General features: G+C 63.9%; 20 protein-coding genes. 7 read left to right on the forward strand and 13 right to left on the reverse strand.

Annotation, left to right across the window (positions count from 1 at the left end; genetic code table 11):
- Nucleotides 1–123 precede the first annotated feature (123 nt).
- The 3 genes from BQ8794_RS16400 (at nucleotide 124) to BQ8794_RS16410 (ending at nucleotide 3,344) form a co-directional block, all read left to right on the forward strand.
- Nucleotides 124–972 (forward strand): tetratricopeptide repeat protein, encoded by an 849-nt coding sequence (locus BQ8794_RS16400; protein ID WP_077379354.1) that lies wholly within the window; start codon nucleotides 124–126, stop codon nucleotides 970–972.
- Nucleotides 973–1,139: 167 nt separating this feature from the next.
- Nucleotides 1,140–1,613 (forward strand): DUF992 domain-containing protein, encoded by a 474-nt coding sequence (locus tag BQ8794_RS16405; protein ID WP_077379356.1) that lies wholly within the window; start codon nucleotides 1,140–1,142, stop codon nucleotides 1,611–1,613.
- Between the two features lie 282 nt (nucleotides 1,614–1,895).
- Entirely contained in the window at nucleotides 1,896–3,344 is a 1,449-nt protein-coding gene (locus BQ8794_RS16410) for an MFS transporter (protein WP_077379358.1), read from the forward strand.
- Here the strand turns inward: BQ8794_RS16410 and coaBC are convergent.
- The 6 genes from coaBC to ubiE form a co-directional block, all read right to left on the reverse strand.
- On the reverse strand, nucleotides 3,341–4,558 hold the full coding sequence (coaBC, locus tag BQ8794_RS16415) for a bifunctional phosphopantothenoylcysteine decarboxylase/phosphopantothenate--cysteine ligase CoaBC (protein WP_077379360.1): 1,218 nt from the start codon (nucleotides 4,556–4,558) through the stop codon (nucleotides 3,341–3,343). The two genes, BQ8794_RS16410 and coaBC, sit on opposite strands and share 4 nt — an antisense overlap.
- Nucleotides 4,559–4,577: 19 nt before the next feature.
- Nucleotides 4,578–4,985 carry a type II toxin-antitoxin system VapC family toxin gene (locus BQ8794_RS16420; RefSeq protein WP_342188141.1) on the reverse strand — a complete coding sequence of 136 codons (408 nt, stop codon included), beginning with the start codon at nucleotides 4,983–4,985 and terminating at the stop codon, nucleotides 4,578–4,580.
- On the reverse strand, nucleotides 4,982–5,236 hold the full coding sequence (locus BQ8794_RS16425; RefSeq protein WP_077379363.1) for a FitA-like ribbon-helix-helix domain-containing protein: 255 nt from the start codon (nucleotides 5,234–5,236) through the stop codon (nucleotides 4,982–4,984). The genes BQ8794_RS16420 and BQ8794_RS16425 overlap by 4 nt, the downstream gene beginning before the upstream one ends.
- 2 nt (nucleotides 5,237–5,238) lie before the next feature.
- A complete protein-coding gene (locus BQ8794_RS16430) occupies nucleotides 5,239–5,448 on the reverse strand; it encodes a FitA-like ribbon-helix-helix domain-containing protein (RefSeq protein WP_077379365.1) in 210 nt (69 codons plus the stop codon).
- Between the two features lie 75 nt (nucleotides 5,449–5,523).
- A complete protein-coding gene (gene ubiB, locus BQ8794_RS16435; protein WP_077379367.1) occupies nucleotides 5,524–7,098 on the reverse strand; it encodes a 2-polyprenylphenol 6-hydroxylase in 1,575 nt (524 codons plus the stop codon).
- A 70-nt stretch (nucleotides 7,099–7,168) separates the two neighbouring features.
- Entirely contained in the window at nucleotides 7,169–7,945 is a 777-nt protein-coding gene (gene ubiE / locus BQ8794_RS16440; RefSeq protein WP_077379369.1) for a bifunctional demethylmenaquinone methyltransferase/2-methoxy-6-polyprenyl-1,4-benzoquinol methylase UbiE, read from the reverse strand.
- 148 nt (nucleotides 7,946–8,093) lie between these two features.
- Between ubiE and BQ8794_RS16445 the strand changes: the two genes are divergently transcribed.
- The 3 genes from BQ8794_RS16445 to BQ8794_RS16455 all read left to right on the forward strand — a co-directional run bounded on the left by BQ8794_RS16445 (nucleotide 8,094) and on the right by BQ8794_RS16455 (nucleotide 10,531).
- The gene (locus tag BQ8794_RS16445) at nucleotides 8,094–9,068 is read left to right on the forward strand and encodes an adenosine deaminase (RefSeq protein ID WP_077379371.1); all 975 of its coding nucleotides are present in this window, start codon (nucleotides 8,094–8,096) and stop codon (nucleotides 9,066–9,068) included.
- A 173-nt stretch (nucleotides 9,069–9,241) separates the two neighbouring features.
- Nucleotides 9,242–9,871, forward strand: a complete 630-nt coding sequence (upp, locus tag BQ8794_RS16450; RefSeq protein ID WP_029348092.1) for a uracil phosphoribosyltransferase — start codon at nucleotides 9,242–9,244, stop codon at nucleotides 9,869–9,871.
- A gap of 108 nt (nucleotides 9,872–9,979) precedes the next feature.
- A complete protein-coding gene (locus tag BQ8794_RS16455) occupies nucleotides 9,980–10,531 on the forward strand; it encodes a TIGR02281 family clan AA aspartic protease (RefSeq protein ID WP_077379373.1) in 552 nt (183 codons plus the stop codon).
- A 58-nt stretch (nucleotides 10,532–10,589) separates the two neighbouring features.
- Here the strand turns inward: BQ8794_RS16455 and deoA are convergent, their stop codons facing one another.
- The 6 genes from deoA to BQ8794_RS16485 all read right to left on the reverse strand — a co-directional run bounded on the left by deoA (nucleotide 10,590) and on the right by BQ8794_RS16485 (nucleotide 16,871).
- A complete protein-coding gene (deoA, locus tag BQ8794_RS16460) occupies nucleotides 10,590–11,909 on the reverse strand; it encodes a thymidine phosphorylase (protein WP_077379375.1) in 1,320 nt (439 codons plus the stop codon).
- Nucleotides 11,909–12,727, reverse strand: coding sequence for a purine-nucleoside phosphorylase (locus BQ8794_RS16465; RefSeq protein WP_077379517.1), 819 nt, complete (start codon nucleotides 12,725–12,727; stop codon nucleotides 11,909–11,911). Before BQ8794_RS16465 ends, deoA begins: the two co-directional genes overlap by 1 nt.
- 31 nt (nucleotides 12,728–12,758) lie before the next feature.
- Complete coding sequence (gene cdd, locus BQ8794_RS16470) at nucleotides 12,759–13,151, reverse strand: cytidine deaminase (protein ID WP_077379377.1); 393 nt, start codon at nucleotides 13,149–13,151, stop codon at nucleotides 12,759–12,761.
- 78 nt (nucleotides 13,152–13,229) lie between these two features.
- On the reverse strand, nucleotides 13,230–14,201 hold the full coding sequence (locus tag BQ8794_RS16475) for an ABC transporter permease (RefSeq protein ID WP_077379379.1): 972 nt from the start codon (nucleotides 14,199–14,201) through the stop codon (nucleotides 13,230–13,232).
- A 1-nt stretch (nucleotide 14,202) separates the two neighbouring features.
- Nucleotides 14,203–15,342 (reverse strand): ABC transporter permease, encoded by a 1,140-nt coding sequence (locus tag BQ8794_RS16480; protein WP_077379381.1) that lies wholly within the window; start codon nucleotides 15,340–15,342, stop codon nucleotides 14,203–14,205.
- On the reverse strand, nucleotides 15,339–16,871 hold the full coding sequence (locus BQ8794_RS16485; RefSeq protein ID WP_077379383.1) for an ABC transporter ATP-binding protein: 1,533 nt from the start codon (nucleotides 16,869–16,871) through the stop codon (nucleotides 15,339–15,341). The genes BQ8794_RS16480 and BQ8794_RS16485 overlap by 4 nt, the downstream gene beginning before the upstream one ends.
- A 166-nt stretch (nucleotides 16,872–17,037) precedes the next feature.
- On the opposite strand from BQ8794_RS16485, the gene BQ8794_RS16490 reads away from it, so the two are divergent.
- Nucleotides 17,038–17,247 carry a SlyX family protein gene (locus BQ8794_RS16490; RefSeq protein WP_077379385.1) on the forward strand — a complete coding sequence of 70 codons (210 nt, stop codon included), beginning with the start codon at nucleotides 17,038–17,040 and terminating at the stop codon, nucleotides 17,245–17,247.
- Between the two features lie 67 nt (nucleotides 17,248–17,314).
- On the opposite strand, the gene BQ8794_RS16495 is transcribed toward BQ8794_RS16490, so the two are convergent.
- Complete coding sequence (locus BQ8794_RS16495) at nucleotides 17,315–18,304, reverse strand: BMP family lipoprotein (RefSeq protein WP_077379387.1); 990 nt, start codon at nucleotides 18,302–18,304, stop codon at nucleotides 17,315–17,317.
- Between the last annotated feature and the right edge of the window lie 151 nt (nucleotides 18,305–18,455).

Below are 18,455 nucleotides of genomic sequence, written 5' to 3' on the forward strand. Positions count from 1 at the left end.
CAAGGGTGGCGCGATGTGTAATCGCCGCCACCTTTTTGTTTTGAATTCGACCAGTTCGCAGAGGGCCGGTTCGGAGAGGGATCAGACCTGACGGCGCGGGCGGGCAGTGAGGACAGAGCAGACATGAACGCAATTAGCGTGGAGCGCAGAACCGCAATGCGCGGCTTCGCCCTGACGGCAACCTTGCTTTCCGGGCTGGCGCTCGCCAGCTGCCAGACAGCAGCCCCGACCGGCGAATTCACCAACATCGACAGGGCGCAAGGGTCGGCCGAGAACATCTCCTCGCTGTCGGCCGTCATCCAGCGCAGTCCTCAGGACCCGGAAGCTTACAATGTGCGCGGCTCGGCCTATGGCCGCGGCGGCCAGTATCAGGCGGCGCTCAAGGATTTCGACACCGCCATCCAGCTCAATCCGAATTTCTACCAGGCCTATTCGAACCGCGCTCTCATCCAGCGCTTCCTCGGCGACCAGGCGGCCGCCCTTGCCGATTACAACCGCTCGATCCAGATCAATCCCGATTATGACGCCGCCTATATCGGCCGCGGCAATCTCTACCGCAAAGCCAACCGCATCCAGGAAGCGTTCAACGATTTCCAGAAGGCGATCCAGCTCGACACGACAGACGCGCGCGCCTATCACAATCGCGGCCTGATCTATCAGAGCCAGGGCCAGCACGCTTTCGCCATCGAGGATTTCTCGACCGCCATCTCGCTGGCGCCGGACGCCGCCGAACCCTACAATGGCCGCGGGCTCTCCTACCTCGCGACGAACGACGAGGACAACGCCTTCGCCGACATCAACATGGCGATCAAGCTCGACGGCAAGAATGCCGAAGCCTGGTCCAACCAGGCGCTGATCTACGAGCGGCGCGGCGACAAGGCCAAGGCGGCAAAATCCTATCGCGAGGCCGTGCGCCTCAGCCCCACCTACCAGCCGGCCAAGGACGGCCTGGCGCGCACCAGCACCAGCTGACCGACGGCGGCGTTTCGGCCTGACATGGCAGGCCTGCCGTTTGGCATGGCTTCGAAATCTTCAACGACTGTGTGCATTGACGCCCGCCTTGATCGCGCCAAGTTCTGGGCGGAACGCTCGGGACGCTCAGCCGTTGTTCAAGGCTATTCGCGAAAAGGACCCCTCCCATGATCAAGAACCTCGCCTGTGCCGCCGCCCTCGCCGCTACGGTTCTCGCCGCCCCTGCCAGCGCGGGCAGGCCGGAGCTCGGTGTGCTCGACTGCACCATCGACGGCGGCACCGGCTATATCGTCACATCCAACAAAGGCGTGACCTGCACCTTTCGCCCTCATCATGGCGGTCCCCCCGAAGCCTATACCGGGGTCATTTCCAAGCTCGGCGTCGACGTCGGAAGGACGCACCAGGGCGAATTGATATGGGCGGTTCTGGCGGCCACCCGCGACCGTGGTGCCGGCGATCTTGCCGGCAGCTACTATGGCGTCAACGCCGAGGCCAGCCTGGTAACCGGCGGCGGCGCCAACCTTCTGGTCGGCGGCTTGAACAGCGCCTTCTCGCTGCAGCCTCTCAACGTACAGGCGCAGACCGGCGTCAACCTGGCAGTCGCCGTCACCTCACTGGAACTGATCCACTCTTTCAAATGAGCGCCATAACGCAGCTCTGCATGCGGCGCGGAACAGGAGAGGACTGTTCCGCGCCGCACGACTTTTTTGGGAACCGCCGTGCCAAGGAAGATCATCGCTGACGCCATGATCACCAATCTTGACATCCCACCTTCATCAGCACCCTCAGCGCACCCGCAAAAAACCGCTTGAGCTCAACTGCGGTTGAGGTTTTACAACCGTCCCCGAAGCGCCGCGTACCCATTGGAGACGAAGAGCGCTCCACCATTTTGAATCGGCGTATAAGAAAGTTCGGGAGGGCGGGTGTCAGAAACCAGCACAAACAGGGTCGACTGGCGGGCGCTGTGGGCGAGCGGCGATCTGGCGCGCTTCTGCTTCATCAGCCTCGGCATCCTGCTGCACGCCACCAACGAAACCATGGTGGCGACGGTGATGCCGGCGATGGTCGGCGAACTCGCCGGCGTTCAGCTGGTCGGCTGGTCGCTGGCGATCTACGAGCTCGGCGCCATCGTCGCCGGCGCCGCCGCCGGACGGCTGGTGAGCTATGTCGCGCTACGCAGCAACATGGTGGTCGCCGCCCTGCTCTATGCCGCCGGCGCCCTGGTTTGCGCCATCGCGCCGTCCATGCCGCTGTTCCTGGCCGGGCGCCTGATCGAGGGGCTTGGCGGCGGCGCGCTGGTGTCGCTGGCCTTCGTCTCGGTCGAACGGCTGTTTCCACGCGCCATCTGGCCGCAGCTTTTCGGCGTCATGTCGGCGATCTGGGGCGTCGCCGCCTTCAGCGGGCCGGTGCTCGGTGCGTTGATGACCGAGTTGCTCTCCTGGCGCTGGGCTTTCGGCGTCTTCACGCTTGGTGGCACGGCCATGGCGTTGGCGAGCTTCATCGTGCTCGACACGCCCGAGGCAACCCGGCCGCAGGCGATCACTGGAACGGCGCCGCCCTTCCCCTTTGCCGCGCTCGGCTGCCTTGCCGTGAGCGTCGTGCTGATCGCCACGGCCGGTGTCGACATTGCCCTGCTGCGCTCCTCCCTGCTGCTCATCCTCGGCCTGGTCGGGCTTGCGCTGTTCATCCGCATCGACGCGCTGCAGCCGGGCTCGCGGCTGTTCCCGTCGCGGCTGTTCTCATGGCGCTCGCCGGTCGGTGCTGGCATGACCATGGTCGCCGCCTTTTCGGTGGCGACCTGTTCCTTCGCCGTCTACGGGCCGCTGCTTCTGACCAGCCTGCACGGCATTCCGATCCTGACCACCGGCTATATCATCGCCGCCGAATCGATCGCCTGGTCGATCCTGTCGATCCTCGTCGCCAATGCGCCGCCGGAACGCGAGAGGCTGATCATCACCGGCGGCGCGCTGATGATCGCGACCGGCATCGCCGGTTTCGCCTACGCCGTGCCGGCAGGTTCGATTCCGCTGATCCTGTTTTGCGCTTTGCTGCAGGGCGGCGGCTTCGGCATTGCCTGGCCCTTCGTTACACGCGTGATCGTCGCATCGGCCAGGGACGGTGAGCAGACGATCGCGTCCGCCGCTGTACCGACGATGCAGCGCATCGGCTATGCGGTCGGTGCCGCGTTGACCGGCATCGTCGCCAATGCCAGCGGTTTTTCCGAAGGCCTCAACCGTGAGGCGGCGGCGAATGTCGCCACCTGGCTGTTTCTCGCCTTCGTGCCGCTCGGGATTCTCGGATGCCTTGCAGCCCTGAGGATCTCGGGGCCGGCAAAGCTGCCGATCTCCCCCCTCGTGGGGGAGATCGACTAGACGACAACCGTCTTCAGCCGCTCGGCGATCAGTGCTGCGAGCCGCGTCGCCACCTCGTCCTTGCTCATCTCGGGCCATTCGTCGACACCGGCCTTCGAGACGATCCGCACCTTGTTGCGGTCGCCGCCCATCACCCCGCCTTCGTGGGACACGTCGTTGGCGACGATGAAATCGGCGCCCTTCTTCGCAAGCTTGGCCTCGGCGTTGCTGACCAGATCCTGCGTTTCGGCGGCGAAGCCGACGACCAGGCTGGGCCGCTTCCTGTGATGGCCGACACCGGCAAGAATATCAGGATTTTCGATCATCTGCAGCGCCGGCGGCCCCTCGCCCGCCACCTTCTTGATCTTCTCGCCGGCCGAGGTCTCGCTGCGCCAGTCGGCAACTGCCGCGACGAACACTGCCGCATCCGCCGGCAAAAGCTGTTCGACCGCGTCCTTCATCTCGTTGGCGGTTTCGACATGCTGCGTGGTGACATCAGCGGGATCGGCAATGCCGACCGGACCGGAGACGAGGCGCACATCGGCGCCCAGCCTTGCCAGTGCCGCCGCAATGGCATGGCCCTGCTTGCCGGACGAACGGTTGGCGATGTAGCGCACCGGGTCGATCGGCTCATGCGTCGGCCCTGAGGTGACGATGATCTTTCTGCCTGCCAGCGGCTTCGGACTGATGGCGAGCAGCGCCTCGATCGCGGCAACGATCTCCAGCGGCTCGGCCATGCGGCCTTCGCCCGCCTCGTTGCTCTCGGCCATCTCACCCTTTGCCGGGCCGACGAATGCAACGCCATCCTTCTGCAACGTCGCGCGGTTGCGCCGGGTGGCCGGATGCGACCACATTTTCGGGTTCATGGCGGGCGCCATCAAAACCTGCTTGTCGGTGGCTAAGAGCACGGTTGAGGCAAGGTCATTGGCATGGCCGTTGGCAAGCTTCGCCATCAGGTCGGCGGTGGCCGGCGCCACGACGACAAGGCCGGCCTCGCGCGACAGGCGGATGTGGCCGACATCGTGCTCGTCATTACGGTCGAACAAATCGGTGAAGACGTGGTCGGCGGACAGCGCTCCAGCCGACAGCGTGGTGACGAACTCCTGCGCCGCGGCGGTCATCACCACGCGCACCACAACGCCGCGCTCGCGCAGCCGGCGGATCAGGTCGAGCGCCTTATAGGCGGCGATACCGCCGCCGATGATCAGCAGGATGCGCTTGCCGGAGAGGGTCATGCCCAGTTCTTGTCCGATGTCATGCCGGCTTCAGCGCCGGTTCGATGTCGGTATGGATGAAATCGTCGCCCTTGAAAAGCAGCGGCAGGTTTCGTGTCTTGGCCAAGGCGTAGGCGAAGCAGTCGCCCATGTTGAGATTGGCGCGATGGCCAGTACCTCGGCCATACAGTGCATAGGCTTCAATTCCGGCTTGCGCATGTTCGGCAGAGAGCGCGACGATCGTGACTTTGAGTCTAGCAAGAAGGCCCGTCAACTCGGCCGTGCCAGCCGCGCCATAGCGGCGGACAATTACTGTGCCGCATTCCATCAGAGTTGCGGCACTCATCAGTATCCGCTGATTTCCGGCGAGGCGCTGGGCGATCGCCAGAGCATCGGGCTCCTGCTTCAGGATGGCCACGATCGCTGATGTGTCGACCACCACGGTCATTCCTCCTCGATGAAGGACCAGAGGTCATCAGTGAATTTCTTCTGATCGAAGTCCGCTTGTTGCAGTCGTCGGCCGAATTCGAGGATTTCCTCCGCCGTAACGAAATCCCCGTCACGTTCTTTGGTGGCTGCCACATCCTTCAGCAAGAGATTTCTTGCCTCCTGCTCCATTGACACGCCATGTCTGGCAGCCCGCTCGCGCAGCTTTTGCTTCAGATCGTCGTCGAGATTGCGAATGGTCAGGGTGCCCATAACTACCCTTGCCCCCGTGTCATCGGTCTGAACTTGGCTTCGTCCTCGGCTGCAATGCCCGACGAGTCGAAACCTTTGGTGGTCGGAAGCCCTACGGATGCGGCGAGCACGTCCCGCGCCTCCTGCTCCATGGAAACGCCACGCGCGGCGCCACGCTCACGCAGTCGCCGCATGACACTCTCATCCACATTGCGGACTGTAATCCGGGCCATGGTCGCACTCCCGCTACCTAATATAGCGACACCGAAGCATGACTGCAATGACAGCACTGCTGTCATTGCTTGCAGTCAGAGCAGCTTCGAGGCGATAACGACCAGCGTCAGCGCGATCACCCACAGCGCCAGCCGGCCGGATCTGCTATAGCGCGCCTCGGCCTTGCCGATGGCGTGCGCGGTTCTTTCATCGAAACGCAGCCCGTGTTCGGCCATCAAATCGATCTCGCGCGACAGCCGCTCGGTGCGGGCGGCGAGGTCCGGCGCCTGGCGGGCCAGCGCCAGCAACGCGCTGGCGCCGTCGCGTGCGTCGGCCAGCAGGGCACGCGGGCCGAGATTACCTGATATCCAGCCGCCGACCACCGGTTCTGACGTCTTCCACATGTTGAAGGCCGGGTCGAGGGTGCGGGCAACGCCCTCGACCACCACCATGGTCTTTTGCAGCAGCACCAGTTCGGACCGCGTCGCCATGTCGAAGAGGTCGGTGACCTCGAACAGAAGCGCCAAGAGCTTGGCCATCGAGATGGTCTCGGCCGGCTGGCCGTGGATCGGCTCGCCGATGGCGCGGATCGCCTGGGCGAATGCCGCGACGTTATGCTGGCGCGGCACGTAGCCGGCCTCGAAATGCACTTCGGCGACGCGCAGATAGTCACGGGTGATGAAGCCGTAGAGAATTTCGGCGAGGAACCGGCGCTCCTTCTTGCCGAGCCGGCCGGCAATGCCGAGATCGACAGCGACGATGGTGCCATCGGGCTCGACGAACAGGTTTCCCGGATGCATGTCGGCGTGGAAGAAACCGTCGCGCAGCGTTTGGCGCAGGAACGACTGGACCAGATTGGCGGCGATCGCCTTCAGATCGTGGCCGGCGGCAGTCAGGCCGGCAATGTCGTTCAACTTGATGCCATCGACCCATTCCATGGTCAGCACGTCGCGGCCGGTGCGTTCCCAGTCGACCGTCGGCACGCGAAAGCCGGGATCGTCCCTGGTGTTTTCGCCGAGCTCCGAAAGCGCTGCCGCCTCTAGCCTCAGATCCATCTCGATCTTGGTGGTCTGCGCCAGCGTCTGGGTCACCTCGACCGGCCGCAGCCGGCGCGACGACGGGATGTATTTTTCCTGGAGACGGGCGGCGAGGAAATAGCTTTCGAGATCGCGAAAAAAACGGCGCCGCACGCCCGGCCGGATGACCTTCACCGCCACCCGCGAACCGACGCCGTTCTGCAAAGTTTCGGCGGTATGGACCTGTGCGATCGAGGCCGCGGCGACCGCCTCGCCGAAACTGGCATAGAGCTCGCCGACCTTGCGCCCGAGCGAGGCCTCTATCGCCGCAATGGCCTCGGCCTGCGGAAATGTCTGCATCTTGTCCTGCAGCATGGCGAGATCGAGCGCTATGTCGTTGCCGACGACATCGGGCCGTGTCGCCAGGAACTGGCCGAGCTTGACATAGGAGGGCCCGAGCCGGACGACCGCCTTGGCCAGCCGATCGCCACGCTCATAGGCAAGCGCGCGGCGGCGGGTGAACAGCCGTGCCACCCGCCAGCCGAATTTCGGCAGGCCGAAGAGCTCATCGCCCGGCAACGCCGCCACGACGCCTTCGCGGACCAGCACCCAGCCGGCCCGCACGAGCCTGAAACCAGCGCCGACGCTGCTCATGACTGCGTTTGTCCTGCCGGTTTTCTAGACCGGCGAACGGCAGGTCGCGTATAAAAAATACGGGCCAGCCTCAAAGCTTCCAGCCCGAATGAAGCGCAGCTATGCCGCCGGCATAATTGCGAAAAGACACGCGGTCGAAACCGGCGCGGGAAATCATCGCGGCAAAATTCTGCTGATTGGGAAATTTGCGGATCGATTCGACCAGATAGGAATAGGGTTCGTTTTCGCCGGTCACCGCCTTGCCGATCCTGGGGATGGCGTTGAACGACCACGCCTCGTAGACCCTGTCGAGCAGCGGCATGTCGACCTCGGAAAATTCGAGGCAGAGAAAGCGCCCGCCGGGCTTCAGCACGCGATAGGCTTCGGCAAGCGCCACATCGATGCGCGGCACGTTGCGAATGCCGAACGCGATCGTGTAGGCGTCGAAACTGGCCTCAGCGAAAGGCAGCTCCTCGGCATTGGCCTCGACGAAATCCGTGTTATCCGTCAGGCCCTTTTTCTCGGCCCGGTCGCGGCCGACGGCGAGCATCGAGCCGTTGATGTCGAGAACCGTGGCATGGGCGTTCCTGCCGCTCGCCTCGACGATGCGGAAGGCGATGTCGCCAGTGCCGCCGGCAACGTCGAGAACGCTCCAGCCCGCTCGTTTCGGTGGATTGAGCCATGTGACCATGGCGTCCTTCCACAGCCGATGCAGGCCGCCCGACATCAGGTCGTTCATCAGATCGTAGCGGTTCGCCACCTTGTGGAAAACGTCATTGACCAGGGACTGCTTCTCGCCTGCCCCTACGCGCTTGAAACCATAGGAGGTTTCCATGCCGCCAACGGCCGTGGTTCTCTCAACCGACATTATTTTTGATCCGCCATAAAACCGGCGGGACCATAGCCGATCGATGGTGCCGACGCTATTGTTTAAGGCGCGGTGTTCGGCCGCGCTTCCCGGTCGCGGAATCATGCTTATGGCTCCACGTCCTGGACTGACCTGACGGGATGATTGCATGCCTTTGAAAGCGGAACTGCACTGCCATATCGAAGGGGCAGCGGCGCCCGAACTCGTCATCCGCCAGGCGCAGAAATACGGCAAGGACACCTCGCCCTACATTCAGGACGGCTCTTTCGTCTGGCACGATTTCACCTCCTTCCTCGCCGCCTATGACTTTTCCTCCGACCTGTTCCGCACCGAAGAGGACTATGCGCGGCTGGCCGATCATTATCTGACCAGCCTCGCCCGCGACGGCGCCATCTATTCCGAGATCTTCACCTCGCCGGACCACGCCGGGAAGGCCGGCCTGTCGCCCAGGGCCTATACGGACGCGCTCGGCGAAGGCATGGCGCGCGCCAAGGCCAAGACCGGCATCGAGGGCCGCATGATCGTCACCGGCGTGCGCAATGCCGGCGTCGAATCGATCGAGCAGGCGGCGCGCTTCGCCGCCCGCTGCGGGCATCCGCTGGTCACCGGCTTCGGCGTCGCCGGCGACGAGCGGATGGGCGATCTGGAGGACTATGTCAGGGCCTTCGAAATCGCGCGCGAGGCCGGCCTTGGCATTACTGTCCATGCCGGCGAACTGATGGGCTGGGAGAGCGTCAAGGCCGCACTCGATCACATCCGCCCCGCCCGCATCGGCCATGGCGTGCGCGCCATCGAAAACCCCGAACTTGTCGGTCGCATCGCCGACGAAGGCGTCGTGCTCGAATGCTGTCCGAGTTCCAACATCGCGCTGAAGGTCTTCGACAGTTTCGCCGATCATCCTTTTCCGGCCCTGTTGGCGGCAGGCTGCAAGGTGACGCTTAACTCCGACGATCCGCCCTATTTCCGGACGTCGCTGAAGCGCGAATACGACATTGCCGCCGAGCATTTTTCGATGAACGACAAGGCGCTCGCCGCCCTCACCAGAACCGCCATCGACGCCGCCTTCGTCGACAGGAAGACCAAGGCAATGCTGCTGGGCCGGCTCGACGTCAAGGGCAGGTGAATGGTGAATGGTGAATGGTGAATGGTGAATGGTGAATGGTGAATGGTTCACCCGGCGCTGCGGTCCGTCAACCGCGAGTTTTCCGCTGAATCAGGAACTCGCAAACCTATCCACTATTCGCTATTCCCTATTCACTATTCACCATTCACCAACTGCGCAGCTAGGAGACCACCATGCAGGGCGTCACCGTCGTCGACCACCCGCTTGTCCAGCACAAGCTGACCATCATGCGCAAGAAGGAAACCTCGACGGCCGGCTTCCGGCGGCTGTTGCGCGAGATATCGCTGCTGCTCGGCTACGAGGTCACTCGCAACCTCGAACTGACGACGACGACGATCGAAACGCCGATCGAGACGATGGAGGCGCCGACGCTGGAGGGCAAGAAGCTGGTTTTCGCCTCAGTACTGCGCGCCGGCAACGGCCTGCTCGAGGGCCTGCTCGATCTGGTGCCGGCGGCGCGCGTCGCCCATATCGGTCTCTACCGCGACCACGAAACGCTGGAAGCGGTCGAATATTTCTTCAAGGCGCCGAGCGATCTCGCCGACCGGCTGGTGATCGTCGTCGATCCGATGCTGGCGACCGCCAATTCGGCGATCGCGGCGATCGACAAGCTGAAAGGGCGCGGCGCCACCAACATCCGCTTCCTCTGCCTGCTGGCGGCGCCAGAAGGCCTCGAGCGCTTCATCAAGGCGCATCCCGATGTCCCGGTCTTCACCGCTTCCATCGACCGCCAGCTCAACGAGAAGGGCTACATCATGCCCGGCCTCGGCGATGCTGGCGACCGCATGTACGGGACCAAATGACCGTGCCGCTCGTTTACCGATCGTTTACGCAAACGACCGCTTTCCGCATCTGTTAAAGCGGCAAACACCATGCCGCGATAAGCATGGGCCTTCACGAAGGCCTGGTCCATGCTGCGCAATCTTCTCATCCTTGGCGTGCTCGCCGCAGCATCGGCGTCGTTCCCGATGCTCTACCAGTCGAATCCGCAGATGTTCGAAGGCCTGCTGAAATCGGCGGTCGGGGCCAGGCCGGCGGTCGAAACGGACCTGAACCTGGCTGCGGTTCCTGACAGACCGGCGCAGCCGCTCGGCCGCAAGGTCGTGATCGCGGCGGACGCGCGTGGGCATTTCACGTCGGCGTTCAAGCTCAACGGCCGTCAGGTCGACGGCATGATCGACACCGGCGCAACGCTGGTCGCCATCAACAGTTCGACGGCGCGCAGGATCGGAGTTTCGCTGAACGCGTCGGATTTCAAGCATCAGGTCAACACCGCCAACGGCGCGATCAAGGCTGCCCTGGTGACCGTCGATCGGCTGCAGATCGGCAAGATCACGGTCGACGGCGTCCAGGCGGTCGTGCTCGACGACAAGGCGCTGCGCACCAATTTGATCGGCCTGAGCTTTCTCCAGAGGCTGGAAAAATACCAGGTCGAGAACGGCGCGCTGCTGCTCGTCCAGTGAACCATGATCCCGAAAAGTGGAAACCGGTTTTCGGAAAGATCATGGTCCAATAAAAGGATCAACCGCGCGGCAGGATCCGCCGGATCACGGTTTTTTCCGCGGGCGGCTTCGAAGCGCCGATCGTATAGGCCGAAAGCACGGCGGCGGCGGCCGCCTCGGCATCCCCGGCATTGCGGGCATGGACCAGCGCCAGCGCCTCGCCGGCTCGCACCTCCGCGCCGACCGGCAGCAGCCGGGTGATGCCGACCGCATGGTCGATCCTGTCGTCCGGCCGTATGCGCCCGCCGCCAAGCCCGACGACGGCAAGCCCGATGTCGCGGGTGGCGATGCCGGTGACGAAGCCGTTTTCGGCGGCCTTGACCGCAAACTCCATCGCTGCCTTAGGCAGGTGTTTTTCCGGGTTCTCGACGAAGTCGGCCGGACCGCCGAGCGCCGCCACCATGCGCGCGAAGACGGCGGCGGCGCGACCGCCGGCAAGCGTCTCGGCGGCGCGCCGCATGCCGTCCTGATTGGACGACACCAGCCCGGCCGACTGAAGCATGTCTGCGGCCAGTGCCAGCGTCACATCCTCCAGCCGCCGGTCGCGGAAGCGGCCGGTGAGAAAATCGACGGCATTGCGCACCTCGACCGCGTTGCCGGCTGCCGAGGCCAGCGGCTCGTTCATGCCGGTGACCAGTGCTGAGGTCTTTAGGCCGGCGCCATTGGCGACTTCGACCAGGCTGTTCGCCAGTGTCGTAGCGTCGCGCGACTTTTCCATGAAGGCGCCGTTGCCGACCTTTACGTCGAGCACCAGCGACTGCAGGCCGGCGGCCAGCTTCTTCGAGAGGATCGAGGCGGTGATCAGCGGCACCGATTCGACGGTTCCCGTCACGTCGCGGATCGCATAGAGCCGGCGGTCGGCGGGCGCGAGATCGGCGGTCTGGCCGATGATGGCGCAGCCGGCTTCGAGCACCGCCTTGCGGAAGCCCGCCACGTCCGGCTGGCTGATATAGCCTGATATGGCATCCATCTTGTCGAGCGTGCCGCCGGTATGGCCAAGGCCGCGGCCGGAAATCATCGGCACATAAGCGCCACAGGCGGCGACGATCGGCGCAACCAACAGCGAGACATTGTCGCCGACGCCGCCTGTCGAATGCTTGTCGGTGACCGGGCCCGGCAGGTCCGACCAATCGAGCACGTCGCCGGAATCGCGCATCGCCAGCGTCAGCGCAACCGCCTCTTCGCGGCTCATGCCGTTGAAGAACACCGCCATGGCGAACGCTCCGACCTGCCCGTCCGAGACGGTGCCGGCAGTGACGCCTTCGATGAAGCTGGCGATCTCCTGCGTCGACAGTCTGTGGCCGTCGCGCTTGCTGCGGATGATTTCCTGGGGAAGCATCAGGCCGGGACCTTACGCTCCGGCAACCCATCCTGGAACACACGCTGGAGGATCGTCGCCAGCCGCGCGCCGCCGATCGGCGCCATGTCCTTGGTCTCCTGGTGCGAAAGCTCCGCCCCTGTCATCCCTGCGGCGAGATTGGTGATGACCGAACAGGCGGCGACGCGCAGGCCGAGGAAGCGGGCGAGAATGACCTCCGGCACGGTCGACATGCCGACGGCATTGGCGCCCATGACGCGCGCCATGCGGATCTCGGCGGGCGTCTCGAAGCACGGCCCCGAAAACCACATATAGACGCCCTTGTGCAGCGTGGTCGCCGTCGCCTTCGCCGCCGTCTCGATCGCCGCGCGAAGGCCGGCATCATAGGCCCCGGTCAGGCCGACGAAGCGCCGGTCGCTCGGCTCGCCGATCAGCGGGTTGGAGCCCGAGAAATTGATGTGGTCGGTGATCAGCATTATCGAACCCGGCCCCATGTCCGGATCGACCGAGCCGGCGGCATTGGTGAGGATCAGTTGCGAGATGCCGAGGCCGGCGAGCACTTCCAGCGCCGGCCGCATCGCCGCCGCGTTGCCGTGCTCATAGTAGTGAGCGCGGCCGGACAGCATCAGCACAGGCGTGCCGGCAAAATGTCCCGCCACCACCTCGCCGGCATGGCCGGTGACGCCGCTTCTGGGAAAGCCCGGCAATTCGACATAGGAAATGCGGACGGGATCCTCGACCTGGTCGACAAGCCCGCCTAGACCCGAACCCAGCACCAGCGCGGTGGCGGGCGCCAGCCCGTCCAGCCTTTCGACGAGACGATCAAGCGCTTCCTTCATGTCAACCAGTTCTTCATTTCGACCAAGCACCTCATCTCAACATGTCGCCCTGAAAGCCGTAGGGCAGCATCTCGCCCATGGTCAGGGTCTCGACCACGCCGCCATTGTCGCAAAGATAGAGCTTGGTTTCCGGCCGGCAGAATTCGGCCAGCCGCTGCCGGCAGCCGCCGCAGGGTGAGCATTTCGCGGTGCGCTCTGCGATCACCGCGATCTCCGTTATCCTGCCGCCGCCGGCCATGATGTAGTGGCCGAGCGCGGTGGTTTCGGCGCACCAGCCTTCCGGATAGGACGCGACCTCGACGTTGGCGCCGGTAAAGACGCGGCCGTCCTCGGTGCGCAGTGCCGCCCCGACCGGGAATTTCGAATAGGGCGCATAGGCCTTGGCCATGGCGGCCTTGGCCGCTTCGAACAGATCATGCGACATTGTTTTTCCCTAGCATGATCCTGTCCGAAAGCCGGCTTCCACTTTTCGCTGACGCTGACCTGCGGTTCGAAATCACGCTTAGCGTTCCTTGACATAGGGCACGCCGCCGGCGCGCGGCGGGATCGCCTTGCCGATGAAGCCGGCGAGCAGGATGACGGTGAGGATATAGGGCAGCGCCTGCATGAGCTGCACCGGCACCTTGCCGATCAGCGGCAGCGGCGTGCCCTGCAGGCGGATCGACAGCGCGTCGAGGAAGCCGAACAACAGGCAGGCGAACATGGCGTTGACCGGCTTCCACTTGGCGAAGATCAGCGCGGCCAGCGCGATGTAGCCCTTGCCGGCAGTCATGTCCTTGACGAAGCCGCCATTCTGCACCATCGACAGATAGGCGCCGGCAATGCCGGTGAGCACCCCAGTGCAGATCAGCGCCCGGTAGCGCAGCCAAGCGACCGAGATGCCGGCGGTGTCGACCGCGGCCGGGTTCTCGCCGACCGCGCGCATGCGCAAGCCGAAGCGGGTACGGAACAGCACCCACCAGGTGAACGGCACGGCGAGGAACGCGACATAGACCAGCACGGAATGGCCGGAGATCAGTTCCGAATATATCGGGCCGAGGATCGGTACGCTCCTGAGCTCGTCAGCGCCGGGCCAAATGATCGCCCCGAACCGCTCGTCCGAGGCAAGAGCCGGCGTACGACCACCTTGCTGGAACCAGGCCTGGCCGAGCATGATCGTCGATCCGGCGGCGATGAAGTTGATCGCCACGCCGGAGACGATCTGGTTGCCGCGATGGGTGATCGAGGCAAAGCCGTGGACCAGCGCGAAAGCGACCGAGATGAGAATGGCCATGCCGAGGCCGATAAAGGCGGAATGGAAGACGGAGGCTGCGGCGGCGCCGGCGAAGGCGCCGACCAGCATCTTGCCCTCGAGGCCGATGTCGAAAATGCCGGCCCGCTCCGAATAGAGACCGGCGAGGCAGGCGAGCAGCAACGGCACCGACAGGCGAATCGTCGAGTCCAGAACCTGGATGATGGCGTTGAACAGATCCATCTCAGGCACCCTTCCCCTTGATCGCTTCTATGCCGACAGATCTCGGGCTGAGCGAGGCGAACAGCGCCTGGACATAGGGCCGGAACATGTGCTCGAGCGCGCCGGCGAACAGGATGACTAGGCCCTGGATGATGACGATCATGTCGCGGCTGATCGCCGGCATTTCGAAGGCGAGCTCGGCGCCGCCCTGGTAGAGCATGCCGAACAATATTGCGGCGAGCACGATGCCGACCGGGTGGAGGCGCCCCATCAGCGCTACTGCGATGCCGACGAAACCGGCGCCCGAAACGAATTCGAGCGCGACATTGTGCTGGTCGCCCATCGTCGGATTGAGCGCCATCATGCCGGCCAGCGCGCCCGAAATCATCATGGCGATGATGATGATGCGGGTTTCCGAAATGCCGGCATAGCGCGCCGCTTTCGAGCTGTGGCCGTAGGTGCGCATCTCGTAACCGAGCCTGGTGCGCCAAATCAGCACCCAGACCAGAAAGGCCATGGCCAGCGCCAGCAGGAAGCTGATGTTGAATGGCGCCGAACGGATCTTGGCGCCGAACAACTCGATGACCCAGTTGAGCTTCGGCAGTTGCGCGCCTTCTAGGAAGGTACGCGTCTGCGGCGCCATGGAGCCGGGCGGCTTCAAGAATCCGACCAGTGCGTAGACCATGACGCTGGCAGCGATGAAATTGAACATGATGGTGGTGATGACGATGTGCGAACCGCGCTTGGCCTGCAGATAGGCCGGGATCAGCGCCCACAGCGCCCCCATCGCCGCGGCGGCGATGATTGCCAGCGGGAAGGTGAGCCACCAAGGCAGCACGCTGTCGAAGGCCAAGCAGACGATGCCGATGCCGAGACCGGCGATATAGCCCTGGCCCTCGCCACCGATGTTGAACAGACCGCAATGCGCCGCAACCGCCACCGACAGCCCGCTGAAGATGAAGGTGGTGGCGTAGAAAAGCGTGAACGCAATGCCTTGCCCACGGCCGAAGGCGCCCTCGACCAGGACGGCGGCAGCGCGGAACGGATTTTCGCCAACCAGCAGCACGACGAAGCCGGCGACGACGAAGGCAACGGCGAGATTGATCACCGGGATCAGCCCGTAATCCGCCCAGGCCGGCAGCTTGGCGTAAGGCATGCTCATTCAGCCGCCTCCCGGTGCTCGACGCCGGCCATCAGCAGGCCGAGCTCGCCTTCGGTCGCCTCCGGGCCGCGCTCGCCGACGATGCGGCCGGCAAACATCACCAGGATGCGGTCGGAGAGCGAGCGGATCTCGTCGAGCTCGACCGACACCACCAGCACCGCCTTGCCCTGGTCGCGCATGGCGATGAGCCGCTTGTGGATGAATTCGATGGCGCCGACGTCGACGCCGCGCGTCGGCTGGCCGACGATCAGCACGCCCGGATCCTGTTCCATTTCCCGCGCCAACACGATCTTCTGCTGGTTGCCGCCGGAGAAATTGGCGGTCTTGAGGCGGCAGTCCGCCGGGCGGATGTCGTATTTTGTGATCTTGTCCCTGGCGTCGTCGCGGATGGCGTCGATGTCGAGGAACGGCCCCTTCAGGTATCGCGGATCGTCGTGATAGCCGAGTATCGAATTCTCGTTCTCCTCGAAGGCCAGCACCAGCCCGACATGATGACGGTCTTCCGGGACATGGGCGAGGCCGCGGTCGCGCAGTTCGCCGGGATCGGCGGCCCCGGTCAGATCGATCGGCTTGCCGTCGAGCATTACGGAGCCCGAGACGGCGCGCCTGATGCCGGAAATCGCCTCGAGCATTTCGGATTGCCCGTTGCCGGCGACGCCGGCGATGCCAACGATCTCGCCGGCGCGCACGTCGAAGGAGACGTCGTCGACCATGGTGACGCCACGAGAATCCTTCACCGTCAGGTTCTTCACCGCGAGCTTGACCCCGCCGGCTTCCGCCTCGCCCTTCTCGACCCTGAGCAACACGCGGCGCCCGACCATCAGCTCGGCCAGCTCCCCGACCGTGGTCTTCGTGGTTTCCCGTGTCGCCACCATCGTGCCCTGGCGCATGACCGAGACCGTGTCGGTGATCGCCATGATCTCACGCAGCTTGTGGGTGATCAGCACTATCGTTTTACCCTGCTCCTTCAACTGCCTGAGGATGCGGAACAGATGGTCGGCTTCTGCGGGCGTCAGCACGCCCGTCGGCTCGTCGAGGATCAGGATCTCGGCGCCGCGATACAGCGCCTTGAGGATTTCGACACGCTGCTGCAGGCCGACCGGCAATTCCTCGATGATCGCATCGGGATCGACCTCGAGCCCGTATTCGCGCTCGAGCCGTTCCAACTCGGACCGCGCCTTGGCGATGCTCTTCTTCAGCAGCGCATCGCTTTCGGCGCCGAGAATGACGTTTTCCAGCACCGTGAAATTGTCGACCAGCATGAAATGCTGATGCACCATGCCGATGCCGAGCGCGATGGCGTCGTTGGGCGATTTGATCGACGCCGGCTGGCCGCCGACGCGGATCTCGCCGCTGTCGGCCTGATAGAACCCATAAAGAATTGACATCAGCGTCGACTTGCCGGCGCCGTTCTCGCCGACAATGCCGTGGATGGTGCCGCGCACGATCTCCAGATTGATGTCGCGATTGGCGCGCACGGCGCCAAAACTCTTGTTGATGCCGATCAGCTCGATTGCGGCTTGCGCCATGCAGCCTGTCCCACTTTTATTTTTTTATCGCTTGGTCAAAACGCCTAGCATGACGCCCCGTCTGTGCCAATTGGCCGGAGCAGCGTTCACTCTCGACAAATCACCGCGCGCTTGTCAATTTCGAACGTGGCCGCAGCCTGCACAATCGCCTGATCGAGGATTTCAAATGACCATGCCCGACGACCGGTTGACGACGCTGGAAATCCGCACCGCCGAGCAGGAGCAGACCATCGAGGAACTGTCCGGCCAGATCGCTGAGCAGTGGAAGGTGATCGAGCGCATGCAGCGCAAGCTCGATGCGCTGACCGACCGCTTCCTGGCGCTGGAGGAGCAGGCTGCACCCGACGTACCGGTGACCAAGCCGCCGCATTGGTGAGCCTACTGAGAAAGCAAAGCCGCCGGGTTTTCACCCGGCGGCTTCGAGCAGATCGGCAATCTCGCGATCAATAAGGGCAGGCATTGTCCGACATGTAGTCGTGCACCTTGATGGTACCGGCGATGATGTCGGCCTTGGCCTTTTCGACCGCCGCCTTCATCGCGTCGTCGACAAGCGCCTTGTTGTTGTCGTCCATGGCGTAGTCGACACCGCCCTCCTTGAGGCCGAGATCGTTGATGCCGCCGGTGAACTTGTCGTTCTTGGCGTCCATGAAGGTGTTGTAGACGGCAACGTCGACGCGCTTGACCATCGAGGTCAGCACCTTGCCGGGCTGCAGGCCGTTCTGGTTGGAATCGACGCCGATGCCGAGCTTGCCGCCGTCGGCCGCTGCCTGCAACACGCCGACACCGGTGCCGCCTGCCGCTGCGTAGATCACGTCGGCGCCCTGGTCGATCTGCGTCTTGGCGATCTCGCCGCCCTTGGCCGGATCGTTCCAGGCTGCCGGCGTGTCGCCGGTCATGTTCTGGATGACATCGGTCGCGCCGGCCGCCTTGGCGCCGCCGACATAACCGCAGCCGAATCGGCGGATCAGCGGAATGTCCATGCCGCCGATGAAGCCGACCTTCTTCGACTTCGAAGCCATCGCCGCCATCACGCCAACGAGGTAGGAGCCTTCCTGCTCCTTGTAGACGACGGAGCGGACATTGGGCTTGTCGACGACCATGTCGATGATGGCGAACTTGGTCTCGGGAAACTCGACGGCGATCTTCTCCAGCGCATCTGCCCAGGAGAAGCCCGCCATGGCGATCGGATTGCGGCCGTCCTCGGCGAAACGGCGCAGTGCCTGCTCGCGCTGGGTCGCGTTTGAGACCTCGAATTCCACATAGGCGATGCCGGTTTCGGCCTTGAACTTTTCGGCGCCATTATAGGACGCTTCGTTGAACGACTTGTCGAACTTGCCGCCGAGATCGTAGAGAAGTGCTGGCTGAATGTCCGCGGCGAAGGCCGGAAGAACCATCGCAGTTGCGGCCAGGAGGCCGAGAACGATACGTTTCATGTGATCCACACCCTGTCGGTTATTTTTTCCGTTATGCACCGCCTGCCTGCGCGGTTCTCCAGCAGGCATGCGACATCAGACAGGAGTGTCTTCCTCCCGCTTCGGGCCAATCTGGCACGGCCCGAAGCAAAATTCACGCGGAATTTTGACC

This window comes from Mesorhizobium prunaredense (assembly GCF_900156895.1).
GTDB classification, from domain to species: Bacteria; Pseudomonadota; Alphaproteobacteria; order Rhizobiales; family Rhizobiaceae; genus Mesorhizobium; species Mesorhizobium prunaredense.

Coding starts and splice junctions, on each gene's coding strand:
- BQ8794_RS16400 (WP_077379354.1), top strand. CDS start 124: ATGAACGCAATTAGCGTGGAGCGCAGAACCGCAATGCGCGGCTTCGCC.
- BQ8794_RS16405 (WP_077379356.1), top strand. CDS start 1,140: ATGATCAAGAACCTCGCCTGTGCCGCCGCCCTCGCCGCTACGGTTCTC.
- coaBC (WP_077379360.1), bottom strand. CDS start 4,558: ATGACCCTCTCCGGCAAGCGCATCCTGCTGATCATCGGCGGCGGTATC.
- BQ8794_RS16420 (WP_342188141.1), bottom strand. CDS start 4,985: ATGACCGTGGTGGTCGACACATCAGCGATCGTGGCCATCCTGAAGCAG.
- BQ8794_RS16425 (WP_077379363.1), bottom strand. CDS start 5,236: ATGGGCACCCTGACCATTCGCAATCTCGACGACGATCTGAAGCAAAAG.
- BQ8794_RS16430 (WP_077379365.1), bottom strand. CDS start 5,448: ATGGCCCGGATTACAGTCCGCAATGTGGATGAGAGTGTCATGCGGCGA.
- ubiB (WP_077379367.1), bottom strand. CDS start 7,098: ATGAGCAGCGTCGGCGCTGGTTTCAGGCTCGTGCGGGCCGGCTGGGTG.
- ubiE (WP_077379369.1), bottom strand. CDS start 7,945: ATGTCGGTTGAGAGAACCACGGCCGTTGGCGGCATGGAAACCTCCTAT.
- BQ8794_RS16445 (WP_077379371.1), top strand. CDS start 8,094: ATGCCTTTGAAAGCGGAACTGCACTGCCATATCGAAGGGGCAGCGGCG.
- upp (WP_029348092.1), top strand. CDS start 9,242: ATGCAGGGCGTCACCGTCGTCGACCACCCGCTTGTCCAGCACAAGCTG.
- BQ8794_RS16455 (WP_077379373.1), top strand. CDS start 9,980: ATGCTGCGCAATCTTCTCATCCTTGGCGTGCTCGCCGCAGCATCGGCG.
- deoA (WP_077379375.1), bottom strand. CDS start 11,909: ATGCTTCCCCAGGAAATCATCCGCAGCAAGCGCGACGGCCACAGACTG.
- BQ8794_RS16465 (WP_077379517.1), bottom strand. CDS start 12,727: ATGAAGGAAGCGCTTGATCGTCTCGTCGAAAGGCTGGACGGGCTGGCG.
- cdd (WP_077379377.1), bottom strand. CDS start 13,151: ATGTCGCATGATCTGTTCGAAGCGGCCAAGGCCGCCATGGCCAAGGCC.
- BQ8794_RS16475 (WP_077379379.1), bottom strand. CDS start 14,201: ATGGATCTGTTCAACGCCATCATCCAGGTTCTGGACTCGACGATTCGC.
- BQ8794_RS16480 (WP_077379381.1), bottom strand. CDS start 15,342: ATGAGCATGCCTTACGCCAAGCTGCCGGCCTGGGCGGATTACGGGCTG.
- BQ8794_RS16485 (WP_077379383.1), bottom strand. CDS start 16,871: ATGGCGCAAGCCGCAATCGAGCTGATCGGCATCAACAAGAGTTTTGGC.
- BQ8794_RS16490 (WP_077379385.1), top strand. CDS start 17,038: ATGACCATGCCCGACGACCGGTTGACGACGCTGGAAATCCGCACCGCC.
- BQ8794_RS16495 (WP_077379387.1), bottom strand. CDS start 18,304: ATGAAACGTATCGTTCTCGGCCTCCTGGCCGCAACTGCGATGGTTCTT.